Raw genomic sequence first — 13,202 nt, forward strand, 5'->3', positions numbered from 1 at the left:
CCCCGCCGCGCTGTCGCTGTCCCCGCCGTCCCCGCCGTCTGCGGTGGCCAGGACGGGCCCGCCGCCGCCCGGGCCCGCCGTCCCGGCCCCGGTGGCCGGCACCGCGGTGGCGACGACGCCGTCCGCCGCCGCGGCCGCCCCGCCCGTCCCGTCCGCCGCGGCGGGGCTGGAGCCGGTGGTGTGGGCCGCCGTCCTGCTGGTCACGGTCCTGCTGCCGGCCGCCGTCGCCGCCCTCGTCCATCCCGTCCACGTCCCCCGGAGCCGCAGTTGAACCAGTTCGCCTTCGCCGGAGCAGGCGTCGCCATGCTCGTCGCCCTGACCGCGCTGGCCCTCGGCCACCGGTTCCGGACCGCCCCCGAGGACGGGCAGCCACCGCCGGACCCCCACCCGGTGCTCTCCACCATCGGCTCCGGGCTGCTGTCCGGCTTCGTCCTGCTCACCGGCTTCCTGGTGGCCACCGGCTGGGCGGCCAGGACCACCCACGTGCTGCCACCGGTCGGCCTGTACGCGGCCGACGTCTGCGCCGGGCTCGCCGTCCTGATCTACCCCGCGCTGGCCGGGCTGCCGCTGACCGGGCGGCACGTCGCGGCGGTCTCCTTCTTCGGGGCGCTGGTCGGGTACACCCTGTCGGCGGCGATCCAGCTCCGGCCCTGAGCCCGGCGGACATACGCTGGACGGTCCGAGGAGATGGGGTGAGCCGCCGTGCCGCACCACGTGCCGCACCACGAGGACCGGGCCGAACGGACCGCCGGTGCGGTCCTCGCCGCCCGGATCGCCGAGCAGACCGCCCGACTGGCCGACCTGGCCACCGCCGTACGCGCCGACGAGCCGGACGCGGTGCACCAGATGCGGATCACCTGTCGCCGGCTGCGCAGCACGCTGCGGGTGTTCCGGCGGCTGCTCCCCGACGACCGCGGGGCCGCGGCCGAGCTGGCCTGGCTGGGCGGCGCGCTCGGCCGGGCCAGGGACTGCGAGGTGCTCGGCGAACGGCTGCTGGCGCACGCCCGCGAGCTGCCCGCCGACGCGGGCCGGGACCAGGTGGTGGCTGACCTCGTCGAGTGGGAGCGCGAGCAGCTCCGACTGGCCCGCCCGGAGGTGCTGGCGGCGGTGGACGGTCCCCGGTTCGCCGGGCTGCTGGTCACCCTCGCCGGGCTGGCCGCGGCGGCCACCGGTCCGCAGCCGCCCGGCCGCGCCCGCCGTCCCGCCGGGCCCGAACTCGCCCGGGCGGTCCGCCGCGAACACCGCCGCACCGCCCGCCGGGTCGAGGCCGTCGACCGGGCCGGGCCGGGCGACGACACCGACCTCGCCCTGCACGAGGCCCGCAAGGCCGCCAAACGGGCCCGCTACACCGGCGAGACCGCCGGGCCGGTGGCCGGGCCGGCCGCGGACCGCTTCACCCGCCGGATGAAGGCGCTCCAGGAGGTGCTCGGCCGCCACCAGGACGCCGTGGTCGCCTGCCACGCCCTGCGCGACCTGTCCGACGGCGGCTTCGGCTACGGCGTGCTGTACGGACGGCAGCTCGCCGCGGCGGACCGGGCCCGCGAGGAGTTCCCGGCGATCTGGCGCAAGGCCCGCCGCCGGCCGCACGGCCTCGGCGGCTAGCAGGGCGGATCGGGGACCCCGCGGGGCGCGGAGTGGACCGCGCCGAGGCGGCAGGTGCGGCAACGTGTCATCCGGTTCGCGCCGTTCCCCGCGCCCCTTGAAGTGCCCGCTTGGAAGCGCCCGCGGTCTGTGTGGGTGGCATCAGCGGCGGGGTGTGTCGGGGTTCAGGCCCGCGGAGGTGGCTGCCGTGGTCAGCAGGTCGCGGAGCATCTGCGGGGTGAGGCGGCCGGTGTAGGTGTTGCGCGGGCTGACGTGGTAGCAGCCGAACAGCTCCAGCGGCGGGCCCCCGTCCGCCGCCGGCAGGACGACCCGGGCGCCGTGCCCGAACACCGGCCGGGGCCGGGGCAGCTGCCAGCCGGCCTCGGCCAGCGCCGGGAGGACCGCCTGCCAGGCGAAGCCGCCCAGGGCCACCAGCGTCCGGACGGTCGGCCGCATCAGCTCCAGCTCCCGGGCGATCCACGGGCGGCAGGTGTCCCGCTCGCCCGGCGTCGGCTTGTTCTCGGGCGGGGCGCAGCGCACCGGGTCGGTGATCCGTACGCCGCGCAGTTCGAGGCCGTCGGTGCGGCTCACGGAGTGCGGCTGGGAGGCCAGCCCCAGGTCGTACAGGGCCTGGTAGAGGAGGTCGCCGGAGGGGTCGCCGGTGAAGATCCGGCCGGTCCGGTTGCCGCCGTGCGCGGCGGGCGCGAGGCCCACCAGGGCCAGCGGGGCGTCCGCCGGTCCGAAGCCGGGGATCGGGCGCGCCCAGTACTCCCAGTCCTGGTACGACCTGCGTTTGACGCGGGCCGCCTCCTCCCGCCATTCGACCAGGCGCGGGCAGGCCCGGCAGCCGGTCACCAGCGCGTCGAGTTCGGCCAGTGAGCGGACGGATCCGGCGGGGTGGGGGCAGCGCTGCTCCATGGCCAGATCCTAGGCTCGGCGGCACCCCCGCCGTGGGGAGTCGGCGGAGTAGCGTTGGCAGTGGGTCCGGCAGTCCTGCCCGAGGTGACGCGATGCTCGTTGTGGAGTTGATTCTGGGGGTGCTGGCGGTACTGGCCGTGGTGGCCGGTCTGAGCCTGCGGACGGTGCAGCAGTTCCAGCGCGGGGTGGTGTTCCGGTTCGGGCGGGTGCGGGACGAGGTCCGGGAGCCGGGGCTGGTGATGATCATGCCGGTGGCGGACCGGCTGAAGCGGGTCAACGTGCAGATCGTGACCATGCCGGTGCCCGCCCAGGAGGGCATCACCCGGGACAACGTCACGGTGCGGGTCGACGCCGTCGTCTACTTCAAGGTCGAGGACCCGGTGAAGGCGACCGTCAACGTCCAGGACTACGCGTTCGCGATCTCCCAGGTGGCCCAGACCTCGCTGCGTTCGATCATCGGCAAGAGCGAGCTGGACGACCTGCTGGCCAACCGGGAGCCGATCAACCAGGGGCTGGAGCTGATGCTGGACAGCCCGGCGCTGGGCTGGGGCGTCCAGATCGACCGGGTGGAGATCAAGGACGTCGCGCTGCCGGAGTCGATGAAACGCTCGATGTCCCGGCAGGCCGAGGCGGAGCGTGAGCGGCGGGCCCGGATCATCACCGCGGACGGCGAGTTCCAGGCCTCCGCCCGGCTGTCGGAGGCGGCTGCCATCATGAGCGCCACCCCGGCGGCGCTCCAACTGCGGCTGCTGCAGACGGTGGTGGAGGTGGCGGCGGAGAAGAACTCGACCCTGGTGCTGCCCTTCCCGGTCGAGCTGCTGCGCTTCCTGGAGAGTTCCACCGAACGCGCCCAGGCACAGACCCCGAAGCCGGCCGGGCCCCCGCAGGCGCCCGAGCCGCGGATCCGCCCGGTCGAGCAGCTGGAGCTGCCGGACGTGGACGGCGTGCTGGCGGCCGAGATGCCCGCCGAGGAGGTGCTGGCGCGGGAGGAGCCGCCGTCGGCGGTCCTGGCGAAGGAGGAGCCGGTGGCGCAGGTGCTCAAGGCGGTGCGGTCGGCGGCCGACCGGATCCCCGGCGGGCCCGCGGACGCGGCGGAGGGCTGACCCGCCTCGGACCCGCCTCAGTGGCGCGGGGCCGGCGGCGGGGGCGGTGTCCGGCCCGGTGGCGTGGGCCGCGGGGCCGTCCCAGGATGGAGTAACAGGGCTGTACGGCGACGTCGGGAGGCCGGACCATGACCACAGCCGGAGAGATCATGCACCCGGGGGCCGAGTGCGTCGGGGAGAGCGAGACCCTTGCCGACGCCGCACGGATCATGCGGGACCGGGGGGTCGGCGCACTGCCGATCTGCGGGGAGAACCAGAAGCTGCTGGGCATCCTCACCGACCGCGACATCGTGCTCAAGTGCGTCGCCGAGGGCCGTGACCCGGCCACCGTCCGCGCGGTCGAGCTCGCCGTCGGTCGGCCGATGACCGTTGAGGAGGACGAGGACGTCGAGCAGGTCCTGCGGGTCATGGAGCAGCACCTGGTCCGCCGGCTGCCGGTGATCAACCACCCCGAGCACAAGCTGGTCGGCATGATCAGCGAGGCCGACATCGCGCGGGGGATGCCGCAGGGGAGGGTGGCGGAGTTCGTCGGCACGATCTGCGCCGAGTAGCGCGGCGCCGAGCGGCACCGCACCGAGTGGCACGCCGGCGGCGTCGGCCCGGGTCCGGGCCGACGCCGCCGGCGTGTCAGAGCCGTGCCAGGAGGGTGTCCGCGATCAGCTGGTACCCGGCGTCGTTGGCGTGGATGTCCCCGCGGCCCATGTTGGTCAGCTGCAGGATCCGGGCCACGTCGAGCGGCACCCGGGTGCCGTTCAGCGGGACCAGGGGCAGCAGCGCGTTGGTGTCGAAGGCCCGGGCGACATCGGCCGTGGGCACGCCGTGGGCGGCGTCGACGGCGCCGATGGTGGCGTTGAGCAGCCCGGCCAGCGGCAGGGAGAGCAGTGCCGTGGCCCGTCCCTGGTCCCCCGTCAACCAGGCGGCCAGGTACGGGTCGTAGAGGTTCATCCCGAGGATCCGGGTGTGCGGTCCGGCGGCCGCCCGGAGTCGGTCGAGCACGGTGGCCAGCCCGGTGCGGACGGTGGCGATGCCGTCGAGCGTGCACCGTACGTCGATCACCCCGCCGGCCGTGCAGTGGCCGATGTCGTTGGCGCCGATGTCGAGGGTGACCAGGACCCGGTCGTCGTGGTGCGCCCGGAGGTACGTCTCCGCCTCGGCCAGCTGCGAGCCGGGGTACGGGTGCGGGTACGGGCAGCCGCCGCCGATCATCGTGGCGGTGGACTCGCCCGGGCAGCCGAGGTCGGTGAACGCGAACGCCTGCCCGGCGGCCGCCGCCCGCCCGCCGAGGACCTTCGCGATGTCCTGCGCGTAGCCGCGCCCGACCACGTGGCCGCCGTCCGGGGTCGACTGGTAGCCGGCGGCCAGCGAGTCGCCGAGCGCGAGGTAGTGGGTGGGCGTGCGGCTGTCCGAGGCCTGGGCGGCCGGGGCGGCGGAGGCGGTGGGGGCGCCCGTCAGGCCGAGCACCGAGGCGGTGAACACCACCGCGGCGAGCAGCAGTCGGAGTCTTCCGGGCAGGGCTGAGCGCATGCGGACCTCCCGTGTGGGCCGGCCGAGGGGTGGGCTCGGCCCGGTGAGGCTACTGCGCGGTAGCGCCGGTGCCCAGGGGTCGCGCACCCCCGGCCGCGGGCGCTCTTGCTCAGCCCGGGAAGGCGTACACCGCAGTGGCCTGCGCGGCGGGTTCCGGCTCCCCCTCGGCGGTGAGCGTGACGTCGACGAACGCCAGCCGCCGGCCGAGCTTGGTCACCCGGGCGGTGACCAGCACGTCGGCGCCGAGCACCGCGCGCTGGAAGCTGGTCGACTGCTGGACGGTGGTCATCGGCCCGAAGCCGCCCCGGGCCGCCGACACCGCCACCGCGCTCGCCGTGTCGGCCGCGGCCATCAGTGCCTGCCCGGACAACCCGCCGCCCTCCCGCGCCAGTTGGTCCGACCAGGGCATCCGCAGCACCGCGTGCCGGTCGCCGGTCTCGGTCACCGACAGGCCGAGCGCCCGCACCCAGGGCGCGAAGTTGTCGGCCAGGATCTTGTCCGCCTCGGCGGTGGTCACAGTGGTCACGCCGCGATGGTAGGACGGGCCGGCTCCCTCCGGCAGCCGTTCCGGAGCGGGCGCGGCGGCTCACGCCCCCGGCGGGCCGTCCGGGCGGGCCGCGCCCTGCCGCAGGGCGAGGCGCAGCAGCTCGGCCAGGTGCAGGGCCCGTCGGCCGTCGCCGAGTTGGGCGATCTGGGTGCGGCAGCTCAGGCCGTCGGCGAGGACCAGGGTGTCGGGGGCGGCGGCGCGTACGGCGGGCATCAGCACCCGCTCGGCGGCGGCCACCGAGACCTCGTAGTGGCCGCGTTCGAAGCCGAAGTTGCCGGCCAGGCCGCAGCAGCCGGAGTCCAGCACCTCGTTGGCCAGCCCGATCCTGGCCTCGATCCGCCGGTCCGCGGCGGTGCCGAGGACGGCGTGCTGGTGGCAGTGCACCTGGGTGACGGCCCGTCCGCCCAGGTACGGGAGGTCGACCCCGGCGTCGTCCAGCAGCTCGGCCAGGGTGCGGACCCGGGCGGCGGCCGGCCGGGCCTCGGCGCCGAGCAGTCGCGGCCACTCCTCGCGCAGCGCCGCCGTGCAGCTCGGGTCGAGGCCGACCACCGGCAGGCCGGGCGGCAGCGCGCGCAGACTGCGGCGCATCACCCGTCGGGCGAGGGAGAGTTGGCCGGTGGAGACCAGGGTGAGTCCGCAGCACACCGGGCCGGCGGGCAGCCGGACGGCGAAGCCCAGGGACTCCAGCACCTCGACCGCGGCCCGGGCGGGTTCCGGATCCAGCAGGTTGGCCATGGAGTCCGGCCAGAGCAGGACGGGCCGTGCGCCGGCCGGTTCCGGGTGCCGGGCCCGGTGGTCGCGGAACCAGCGGACGAAGGTCTGCTCGGGCAGCGGCGGCAGCGCCCGCCGCGGGTCGATCCCGCCGAGCTGCTTCAGCAGGGCGCCGCCGGCCGGATGCTGCAGCAGCCGGTTGGCGAGCCCCGGTGCGAGGGCCGCGCCGCGCAGCCACAGCGGCAGCCAGCCCATCGACAGGTGCGCCGCCGGCCGCAGCCGGCGCCGGTAGTGCTGGTGCAGGAACTCGGCCTTGTAGGTGGCCATGTCGACGTGGACCGGGCAGTCGCTCGCGCAGCCCTTGCATGCCAGGCACAGGTCGAGCGCCTCCCGTACCTCCGTGGAGCGCCAGCCGTCGGTGACCAGTTCGCCGCGCAGCATCTCTGCCAGCAGCCGGGCCCGGCCGCGGGTGGAGTGCCGTTCCTCGCCGGTGGCCATGTAGCTGGGGCACATCACCCCGCTCGAGGTGTCGACGCACTTGGCGACGCCGACGCAGCGGTGCACCGCCGTGAGCAGGCTGCCGCCGTCCTGCTCGTACGGCAGGGCGAGCGGCAGGTCGCGGCCGGGGAAGCGCAGGTCGGCGTCGAACGGGCGCGGGTCGACCAGGGTGCCGGGGTTGAGCAGGTGCTCCGGGTCCCAGATCCGCTTGAACCGGCGGAACAGGTCGATCACCTGCGGCGGGTACATCCGGGGCAGCAGTTCGGCGCGGGCCTGGCCGTCGCCGTGCTCCCCGGAGAGCGAACCGCCGTGCGACACCACCAGGTCGGCGGCCTCGGTCAGGAAGCTCCGGAAACCGCCGAGCCGTCCGGGATCGGTCAGCGGCCAGTCGATCCGCAGGTGCACGCAGCCCTCGCCGAAGTGCCCGTACGGGACGCCGCGCAGCCCGTGCCGGGCCAGCAGGGCACGCAACTTCCTCAGGTAGGAGCCGAGTTGCTCGACGGGGACGGCCGAGTCCTCCCAGCCGGGCCAGGCCTCGCCGCCGTCCGGCAGCCGGGTGACGATGCCCGCACCGGCCTCCCGGACGGCCCACAGCTGCCGCTGCTCGCCGGGGTCGGTGACCACGGTGACGGCGGTGTGCGGCACCCGGCGGACGGCCGCGGCCAAGTCCCGGGCCGCCTCGAGCGCCTCGGCGTCCGTGGCGCCGCCGGCCTCCAGGAACAGCCAGCAGCCGCCTTCCGGCAGCCGGTCCAGCGCGGGCGGCCGCGGTCCCGCCGCGAGCAGCGCCGCGATCAGGTCGGCGGCCATCCCCTCGACGGTCAGCGGGCCGAGCGGCAGCAGCGCGGGGACGGCGTCGGCGGCGGCCGTCTCGTCCCGGTACCCCGCCAGCACCAGCGCGCGGGCGGGCGGTTCGGCCACCAGGCGCACGGTCGCGCCGAGCACCAGCGCGCAGGTGCCCTCGGTACCGGTGAGGGCCCGGACCAGGTCGTAGCCGCGCTCGGGCAGCAGCGCGTCCAGCGGGTAGCCGGAGCCGCGGCGCGGCAGCTGCGGCATGGACCGGCGGAGGGTGGTGAGGTGGCCGGCGGCCAGGTCCTGCAGCGCGCGGTGCAGTTCGCCCTCGCGCCCGGGGAGCTGCCGCAGCCGCCGCCGCTGCTCGGGCGGGAGCGGTCCGTGGACGGTGAGTTCGGTGCCGTCGGCGAGCAGCAGGTCGAACGAGTCCAGGTTGTCACTGGTGCGGCCCCAGGCGACCGAGTGCGCGCCGCAGGAGTCGTTGCCGATCATGCCGCCGATGGTGCAGCGGCTGTGGGTGGACGGATCGGGTCCGAAGCGCAGTCCGTGCGGGCGGGCGGTGCGCTGGAGGTCGTCCAGGACGACGCCCGGCTCGACCCGGGCGGTGCGGGTGCCGGGGTCCAGCGCGTGGATCCGGTTCAGGTGCCGCCGCAGGTCCAGCACCACCGCGCCGGGGCCGATCGCCTGGCCGCCGATGCTGGTGCCGGCGCCGCGGGCGACCAGCGGCACGCCGTACTCCCGGCACACCGCGAGCGCGGCCCGGACGTCGTCGGTGTCGGCGGGTTTGACCACCCCGAGCGGCGGGTGGCGGTAGTTGGAGGCGTCGTAGCCGTAGACCGCGCGTTCGGCGGGGTCGAAGCGGACCTCGCCGCGGACGGCGGCGGACAGGGCACGGGCCAGATCCATCCGCCCATCATCGCAGCGCGTCGGTGCGGTGCGGATCCCCCGCCGGTGGCCGGTACCGCCCGGGGCCGGGTCAGCGGCGGCTCACCGGCGTCCGCCGACCGCGCCGCGGGCCAGGTGGGAGAGCTTGGCGACCTCGAAGGCCGCGTAGGCGCCGCTCGACAGCAGCGAGAACTTGACGCCCTCGCGGCCGTCCGGCCGGCGGTAGCCCTCCGGGAGGAAGCGCCGGTAGTGCTCGGCGGCGCGGTGGAAGAACTGCGGGCGCTCGGCCCTCGGCACGCACCCGGCGAGGTCGAAGACGAAGAGGTAGTGCCGGACCATCCGGGTGAACAGGTGCGGGCGGACCTCCTCGTGGCCGGGCCGCCCGTCGAGCAGGCCGAAGCTCTGCTCGTACTGGTCGAAGACGTCGAAGTGGCTGCTGCCGGGCGAACCGGCCGGGTGCAGGGTGTGCCGCCGCCGGATGGTGACGCACTCGCGGTCCAGCACGGCGATCCGGCCGGCCCCGAGCAGCGCCTCGTGGACGGCCGGGACCTCCTCGTAGTGGCCGTCCGGGAACACCGGTACGGTGCCGCGGCGCAGCAGCCGGTCCCAGACCAGCGGGGGAGCGCTGAGCAGTTCTGGGTGGTCCAGCGGGCCGAAGACCCCGGGCCCCGCGGCGGCGAGCAGTTCGGCGGCGCCGCCCGGCCAGCGGCGGCCGCGGTACTCCCGGTCGTGGCCGAACAGCAGCAGGTCCACCTCGCCGGTCTCGGCGAGCCGGTCGGCCATCGCCTGGAAGGCGTCCTCGGCCGGCAGGTGGTCGCTGTCCAGGAAGAGCAGGTACCTCCCGGTGGCGGCGGCGGCGCCCGCGTTCCTGGCCCGGCCGATCCCGACCGCCGCGTCCAGCCGCAGCACCGACACCCGCCGGTCGCGGATCTCGTACGCGTCGGCGACCCGCTCCGGGCACTGCGGGGAGCGGTCGACGACCAGCACCACCTCGAAGTCCGTGAAGGACTGCGCGAGGAGCGCGTCCAGACAGTCCTTGAGCTGCTGGTTGTGGTCGAAGGCGGGCAGCACGACGGTGATGAGCGGTGAAGCCATGGGCGGAGGCTAGGGCGCCGGGCGCGGCCCCGGCAAAGCCGGGAACTCCGGCGAAACCGGTCAATCGCGGGCATAGGCGCACAGAGCTGCGCGGAATCTTCACCGTGTGCTTACGGCCGGTACGCCGAACGGCAACCGGCCCCGGGGTAGGGGGCGCGGCTGCCGTTCGGTCACTACCGGCCGGTACCGGCCGGTGGGGTCAGTACCAGTTGTGGGCCTGCCAGAACGCCCACGCGGCGCACGGGCTGCCGTAGGTCTCGTTCATGTACTGCAGGCCCCACTTGATCTGGGTGACCGGGTTGGTCTTCCAGTCCGCGCCCACCGAGGCCATCTTGGAGCCCGGCAGCGCCTGCATCAGGCCGTACGCGCCCGAGGACGGGTTGGTCGCGGTGACGTTCCAGCCGCTCTCGCGCTCCACGATGTTGCTGAAGCACTGCAGCTGGCCGGCCGGTACCAGCTGGGCCGCGATCTGCTGCGGGGTGCCGGTGGGCACCGGCGCGGCCAGCGGGCTGCGCGCCTGCGAACGGGAGGCGGCCTCCGCCTTGGCGCGGGCGTCCGCGTCGGCCTTCGCCTTGGCCGCCTTCGCCTTGGCCGCGGCGTCCGCCTTGGCCTTCGCGTCGGCGTCCGCCTGGGCCTGCGCCGCGTCGGCGGCGGCCTTGGCGTCGGCGTCGGCCTTCGCCTTGGCGTCGGCGTCCGCCTGGGCCTGTGCGGCGTCGGCGGCGGCCTTGGCGTCGGCGTCGGCCTTCGCCTGCTGGTCGGCCTGGGCCTTGGCGGCGTCGGCGGCGGCCTGGTCGGCGAGCACCTGCGCGTCGGGAGAGGCGGCGGCGGTGACCGGTGCGGCGGCCTCGGCGACCTTGGCGTCCTGCGGCAGCGCCAGCGCGAGGGTGGCGGAGCCGACCACCGCGAGGGTGGCGACACCGCTGATCATCGCGGTGCGGCGGTTCCGGGGGAGCCGGTGCTTGTGGCGCTGCATGAACTGCATGGAGGGGCGACCTCTTCCGTCGGGCGGGACCGCGCCGGGCATGCGGCAGCGCAGACGGAGGTCCGGGGGGACCGGCCGTCCGCACGCCGTGTCGGACGGCCGTGGCACCCCGTCGGTGGAGCGGGGTGGGCGGGAAGGCGCGGCCCGGTGGGAGCCGCGCCGCCTGGCGACGGCACATTCTTGGCAGACCCGCACGGCGGCGGCAACGAGCTGAAAACTACGGCCGGTCGTAGTCACGGCGGTCGGCGGAGCGGGCCGTCAGTGTGCCGACGGGGTTTACCCGCTCGTGATATCGGCCAAACGCGGATGGGCCGGCAGGACCGGAATTTCCGGGCTGACCAGGGCCGATGTCGCGGCAGCGGCGGGGTGGGCCGATCAGGCCCGACATCGTGCCGCGACCCGGCCGCCGCAGTCAACTATCGAGGGCCGTAGAGCCCGCGGCCGCTGTGGGCGGCCTCACAGGAACCGTCCGGCGTGCTCGGCGCAGCGTGCCCGGCCGGTCACGCTCGGACGCCGGGCGGCGGAAATCCGGTTCCCCGACCCGGCCCGGGCCCCCAGACTGACCGGATGGATCACCTGGAAGCCGCCGTCCACGCCACCGCCGAGGCCGGCAGCCGCGCCCTCGGACCGCTACGGGACCTGCCGCCCGGTACCCTCGTCCCCACCCTGGCGGCCCGGCCGGACCTGCTGGCCCTGGTGGACACCCAGCTCCGTCAGTACCGCTGGGCCCGCCGGCCCGCGGAGGTACCGACACCCACGGACGCCGCCGCCGGGAAGACACCCGCCGCGCTCCTGCTCGCCGCCATGGACGCCGACGGCCGCACCCGGCAGCGCGCCGTCCGCCGGATCCTCGACCGGCCCGAACCGGAGGCCGACCTGCTGCCCGTCCTGGCGCTGCGCGCCTGCGACTGGGCGGGCCCGGTCCGCGACCTGGCCCGGACCGGACTGACCGACCTGCTCGCCCGCGACCCGCTCCGGCACCTGCCGGCCGTCGCGCCCGCCGCACTGCGGTACGCCCGCCGCGGCCACGGCGGCTTCGTCGTCGACCGGATCGCCGGGTCCCTCGACCGGCTGCCGCCCGAGACCTTCCTGGACGGCCCGTTCCGGATACCCGACCCGGCCGTCCGCCTCTTCGTCCTGCGGGCCGTCGGCGGACGGCTCGGCCTCGGCACCATGGTCCGGCTGGCCCGGACCGAACGGCTGTCGGGACTGCGCAGCCGGTACGCCGAGCTGGCCTGCGCCGCCGTGACCGCCGTGACCGCCGTGACCGCTGTGACCGCTGTGACCGACACGGGCGGCGCGGGCGGTGCGGGCGGCGCGGACGTGGTGCGCGAGCTCGCCGGCGACCCGCGGCGCGAACTCAGGACGGCCGGCGTCGCCGCGCTGCTCCGGCTCGGCCTGACCGAGGAAGCCGCCGCCCACCTGGACGACCGGCAGCCGCTGATCCGCGCCATCGCCCGGGAAGCCGCCCGCCGCCTCGGCCGCGACGCCCGGGCCCACTACCGGGCCGCGGTCGGCGGGGGCGACCCGGCGCCCGGCGCCGTCGACGGCCTCGCCGAGACCGGCGGCCGGGCCGACGCCGACCTGCTGATCACCCTGCTCGACCACCCGTCGCACCGGGTCAGGGCCCGCGCGGTCCGCGGCCTGCGCGGGCTCGACCGGACGCCGGTCGACCGCCTGGTGGCCGCCCTGCGGGACCCCTCGGACGCCGTACTCCGGGAGGCCACGTGGTCACTGCGGCCGCTCGCCGCCCGGCTGCCCGACGGGCTCGCCCGCGAGCTGATGGGCGACCGGGACCGGACGGCCGCGCGCCGGGCCGGACTGCGGCTGCTGCACGAACCGGACCGCGCCCGGCGGCTGGCCGACCTGCTCACCCTGGGCGCCGACCCCGACCGGCGGCTCGCCACGGTGGCCGCCGGCGAGGCCGTCGCCCTGCTGCGCGCGGTCTGCCCGCCCCGGTGGAACGCCCCGCTGCCCGACGACTTCGCCCCCGCGGGAGCCGACCGGGAGACCCTGTACACACTCGCCGCCGCACTGGAGGCGGACGACGCCCACGCCGTCACCCGCCTCCTGCACGAGACCCTGGACCCGGCGGGCCGGGAGGCCGAACTGCAGCGGCTGAGCCACGGCCAGGCCCGCGGCGCCGGCCGGCCGGCCCGTTCCGTGCACCTCCGCTACCGGGCCGTCGACGCCGACGCGACCCAGCGGCGGATCCGCGCTGCGGTGGCCGAGGCCGTACGGTGCGGCCCGCCCGACCGGGGCTGGTGCTGGGCACAGGACTGGCCCGGCGGCCTGGCCGTCGCCACCGACCACCTCCGCGACGAGGACCGGGCCGGGCTGCACGCGATCATCGCGGCCGCGGGCGGCCTGGCCATCGAGGAGTGCTAGCGGGCCCCGGGGCGCTCTCTCGGGCGCGGGGGTCTTTTTTGGGGGGTGCGCGGGGCGTCCCGGGGCGCGGGGGTTTTCTTGGGGGCGCGGGGAACTGCGCGGGGACGGAAGGTGCGGCGCCATTGCTCCCGTTTCGTGGGAGGTCCCGCGGTGCGGGGGTTTTCTTGGGGGCGCGGGGGGG

12 protein-coding genes are annotated in these 13,202 nt (G+C 76.2%); 6 read left to right on the forward strand and 6 right to left on the reverse strand.

What is annotated here, in order from left to right; translation table 11 throughout:
* The 3 genes from AA75_RS47635 to AA75_RS18940 all read left to right on the forward strand — a co-directional run.
* Positions 1–271, forward strand: a 271-nt coding sequence (locus tag AA75_RS47635; protein WP_199520356.1) for a hypothetical protein, incomplete at its 5' end; no start/stop codon positions are given.
* Complete coding sequence (locus AA75_RS18935; RefSeq protein ID WP_033821282.1) at positions 268–654, forward strand: hypothetical protein; 387 nt, start codon at positions 268–270, stop codon at positions 652–654. The genes AA75_RS47635 and AA75_RS18935, both read left to right, overlap by 4 nt.
* 48 nt (positions 655–702) lie before the next feature.
* The gene (locus AA75_RS18940) at positions 703–1,602 is read left to right on the forward strand and encodes a CHAD domain-containing protein (RefSeq protein ID WP_051812755.1); all 900 of its coding nucleotides are present in this window, start codon (positions 703–705) and stop codon (positions 1,600–1,602) included.
* Between the two features lie 141 nt (positions 1,603–1,743).
* Here the strand turns inward: AA75_RS18940 and AA75_RS18945 are convergent, their stop codons facing one another.
* On the reverse strand, positions 1,744–2,499 hold the full coding sequence (locus AA75_RS18945; RefSeq protein ID WP_033821283.1) for a uracil-DNA glycosylase: 756 nt from the start codon (positions 2,497–2,499) through the stop codon (positions 1,744–1,746).
* Between the two features lie 92 nt (positions 2,500–2,591).
* Here AA75_RS18945 and AA75_RS18950 point away from each other — a divergent pair, with 92 nt between their 5' ends.
* Both AA75_RS18950 and AA75_RS18955 read left to right on the forward strand, forming a co-directional pair.
* Positions 2,592–3,602: a slipin family protein gene (locus tag AA75_RS18950; protein ID WP_082526637.1), complete on the forward strand. Its 1,011-nt coding sequence runs from the start codon at positions 2,592–2,594 to the stop codon at positions 3,600–3,602.
* 128 nt (positions 3,603–3,730) lie between these two features.
* Positions 3,731–4,153, forward strand: coding sequence for a CBS domain-containing protein (locus AA75_RS18955; protein WP_033821284.1), 423 nt, complete (start codon positions 3,731–3,733; stop codon positions 4,151–4,153).
* Positions 4,154–4,229: 76 nt separating this feature from the next.
* On the opposite strand, the gene AA75_RS18960 is transcribed toward AA75_RS18955, so the two are convergent.
* From AA75_RS18960 to AA75_RS18980, 5 genes are all read right to left on the reverse strand, one after another.
* Entirely contained in the window at positions 4,230–5,126 is an 897-nt protein-coding gene (locus AA75_RS18960) for an SGNH/GDSL hydrolase family protein (protein WP_051812756.1), read from the reverse strand.
* Between the two features lie 109 nt (positions 5,127–5,235).
* Entirely contained in the window at positions 5,236–5,652 is a 417-nt protein-coding gene (locus tag AA75_RS18965; RefSeq protein ID WP_033821285.1) for a PaaI family thioesterase, read from the reverse strand.
* Between the two features lie 60 nt (positions 5,653–5,712).
* A complete protein-coding gene (locus tag AA75_RS18970) occupies positions 5,713–8,577 on the reverse strand; it encodes an FAD-binding and (Fe-S)-binding domain-containing protein (protein ID WP_033821286.1) in 2,865 nt (954 codons plus the stop codon).
* 81 nt (positions 8,578–8,658) lie between these two features.
* Positions 8,659–9,651 (reverse strand): glycosyltransferase family A protein, encoded by a 993-nt coding sequence (locus AA75_RS18975; protein WP_051812759.1) that lies wholly within the window; start codon positions 9,649–9,651, stop codon positions 8,659–8,661.
* A 199-nt stretch (positions 9,652–9,850) separates the two neighbouring features.
* The gene (locus tag AA75_RS18980) at positions 9,851–10,633 is read right to left on the reverse strand and encodes a lytic transglycosylase domain-containing protein (RefSeq protein ID WP_051812760.1); all 783 of its coding nucleotides are present in this window, start codon (positions 10,631–10,633) and stop codon (positions 9,851–9,853) included.
* 567 nt (positions 10,634–11,200) lie between these two features.
* On the opposite strand from AA75_RS18980, the gene AA75_RS18985 reads away from it, so the two are divergent.
* Positions 11,201–13,021 (forward strand): hypothetical protein, encoded by a 1,821-nt coding sequence (locus tag AA75_RS18985; protein WP_051812762.1) that lies wholly within the window; start codon positions 11,201–11,203, stop codon positions 13,019–13,021.
* Positions 13,022–13,202: the final 181 nt, after the last annotated feature.

Source organism: Kitasatospora sp. MBT63, assembly GCF_000710465.2.
Classification (GTDB): Bacteria; Actinomycetota; Actinomycetes; order Streptomycetales; family Streptomycetaceae; genus Kitasatospora.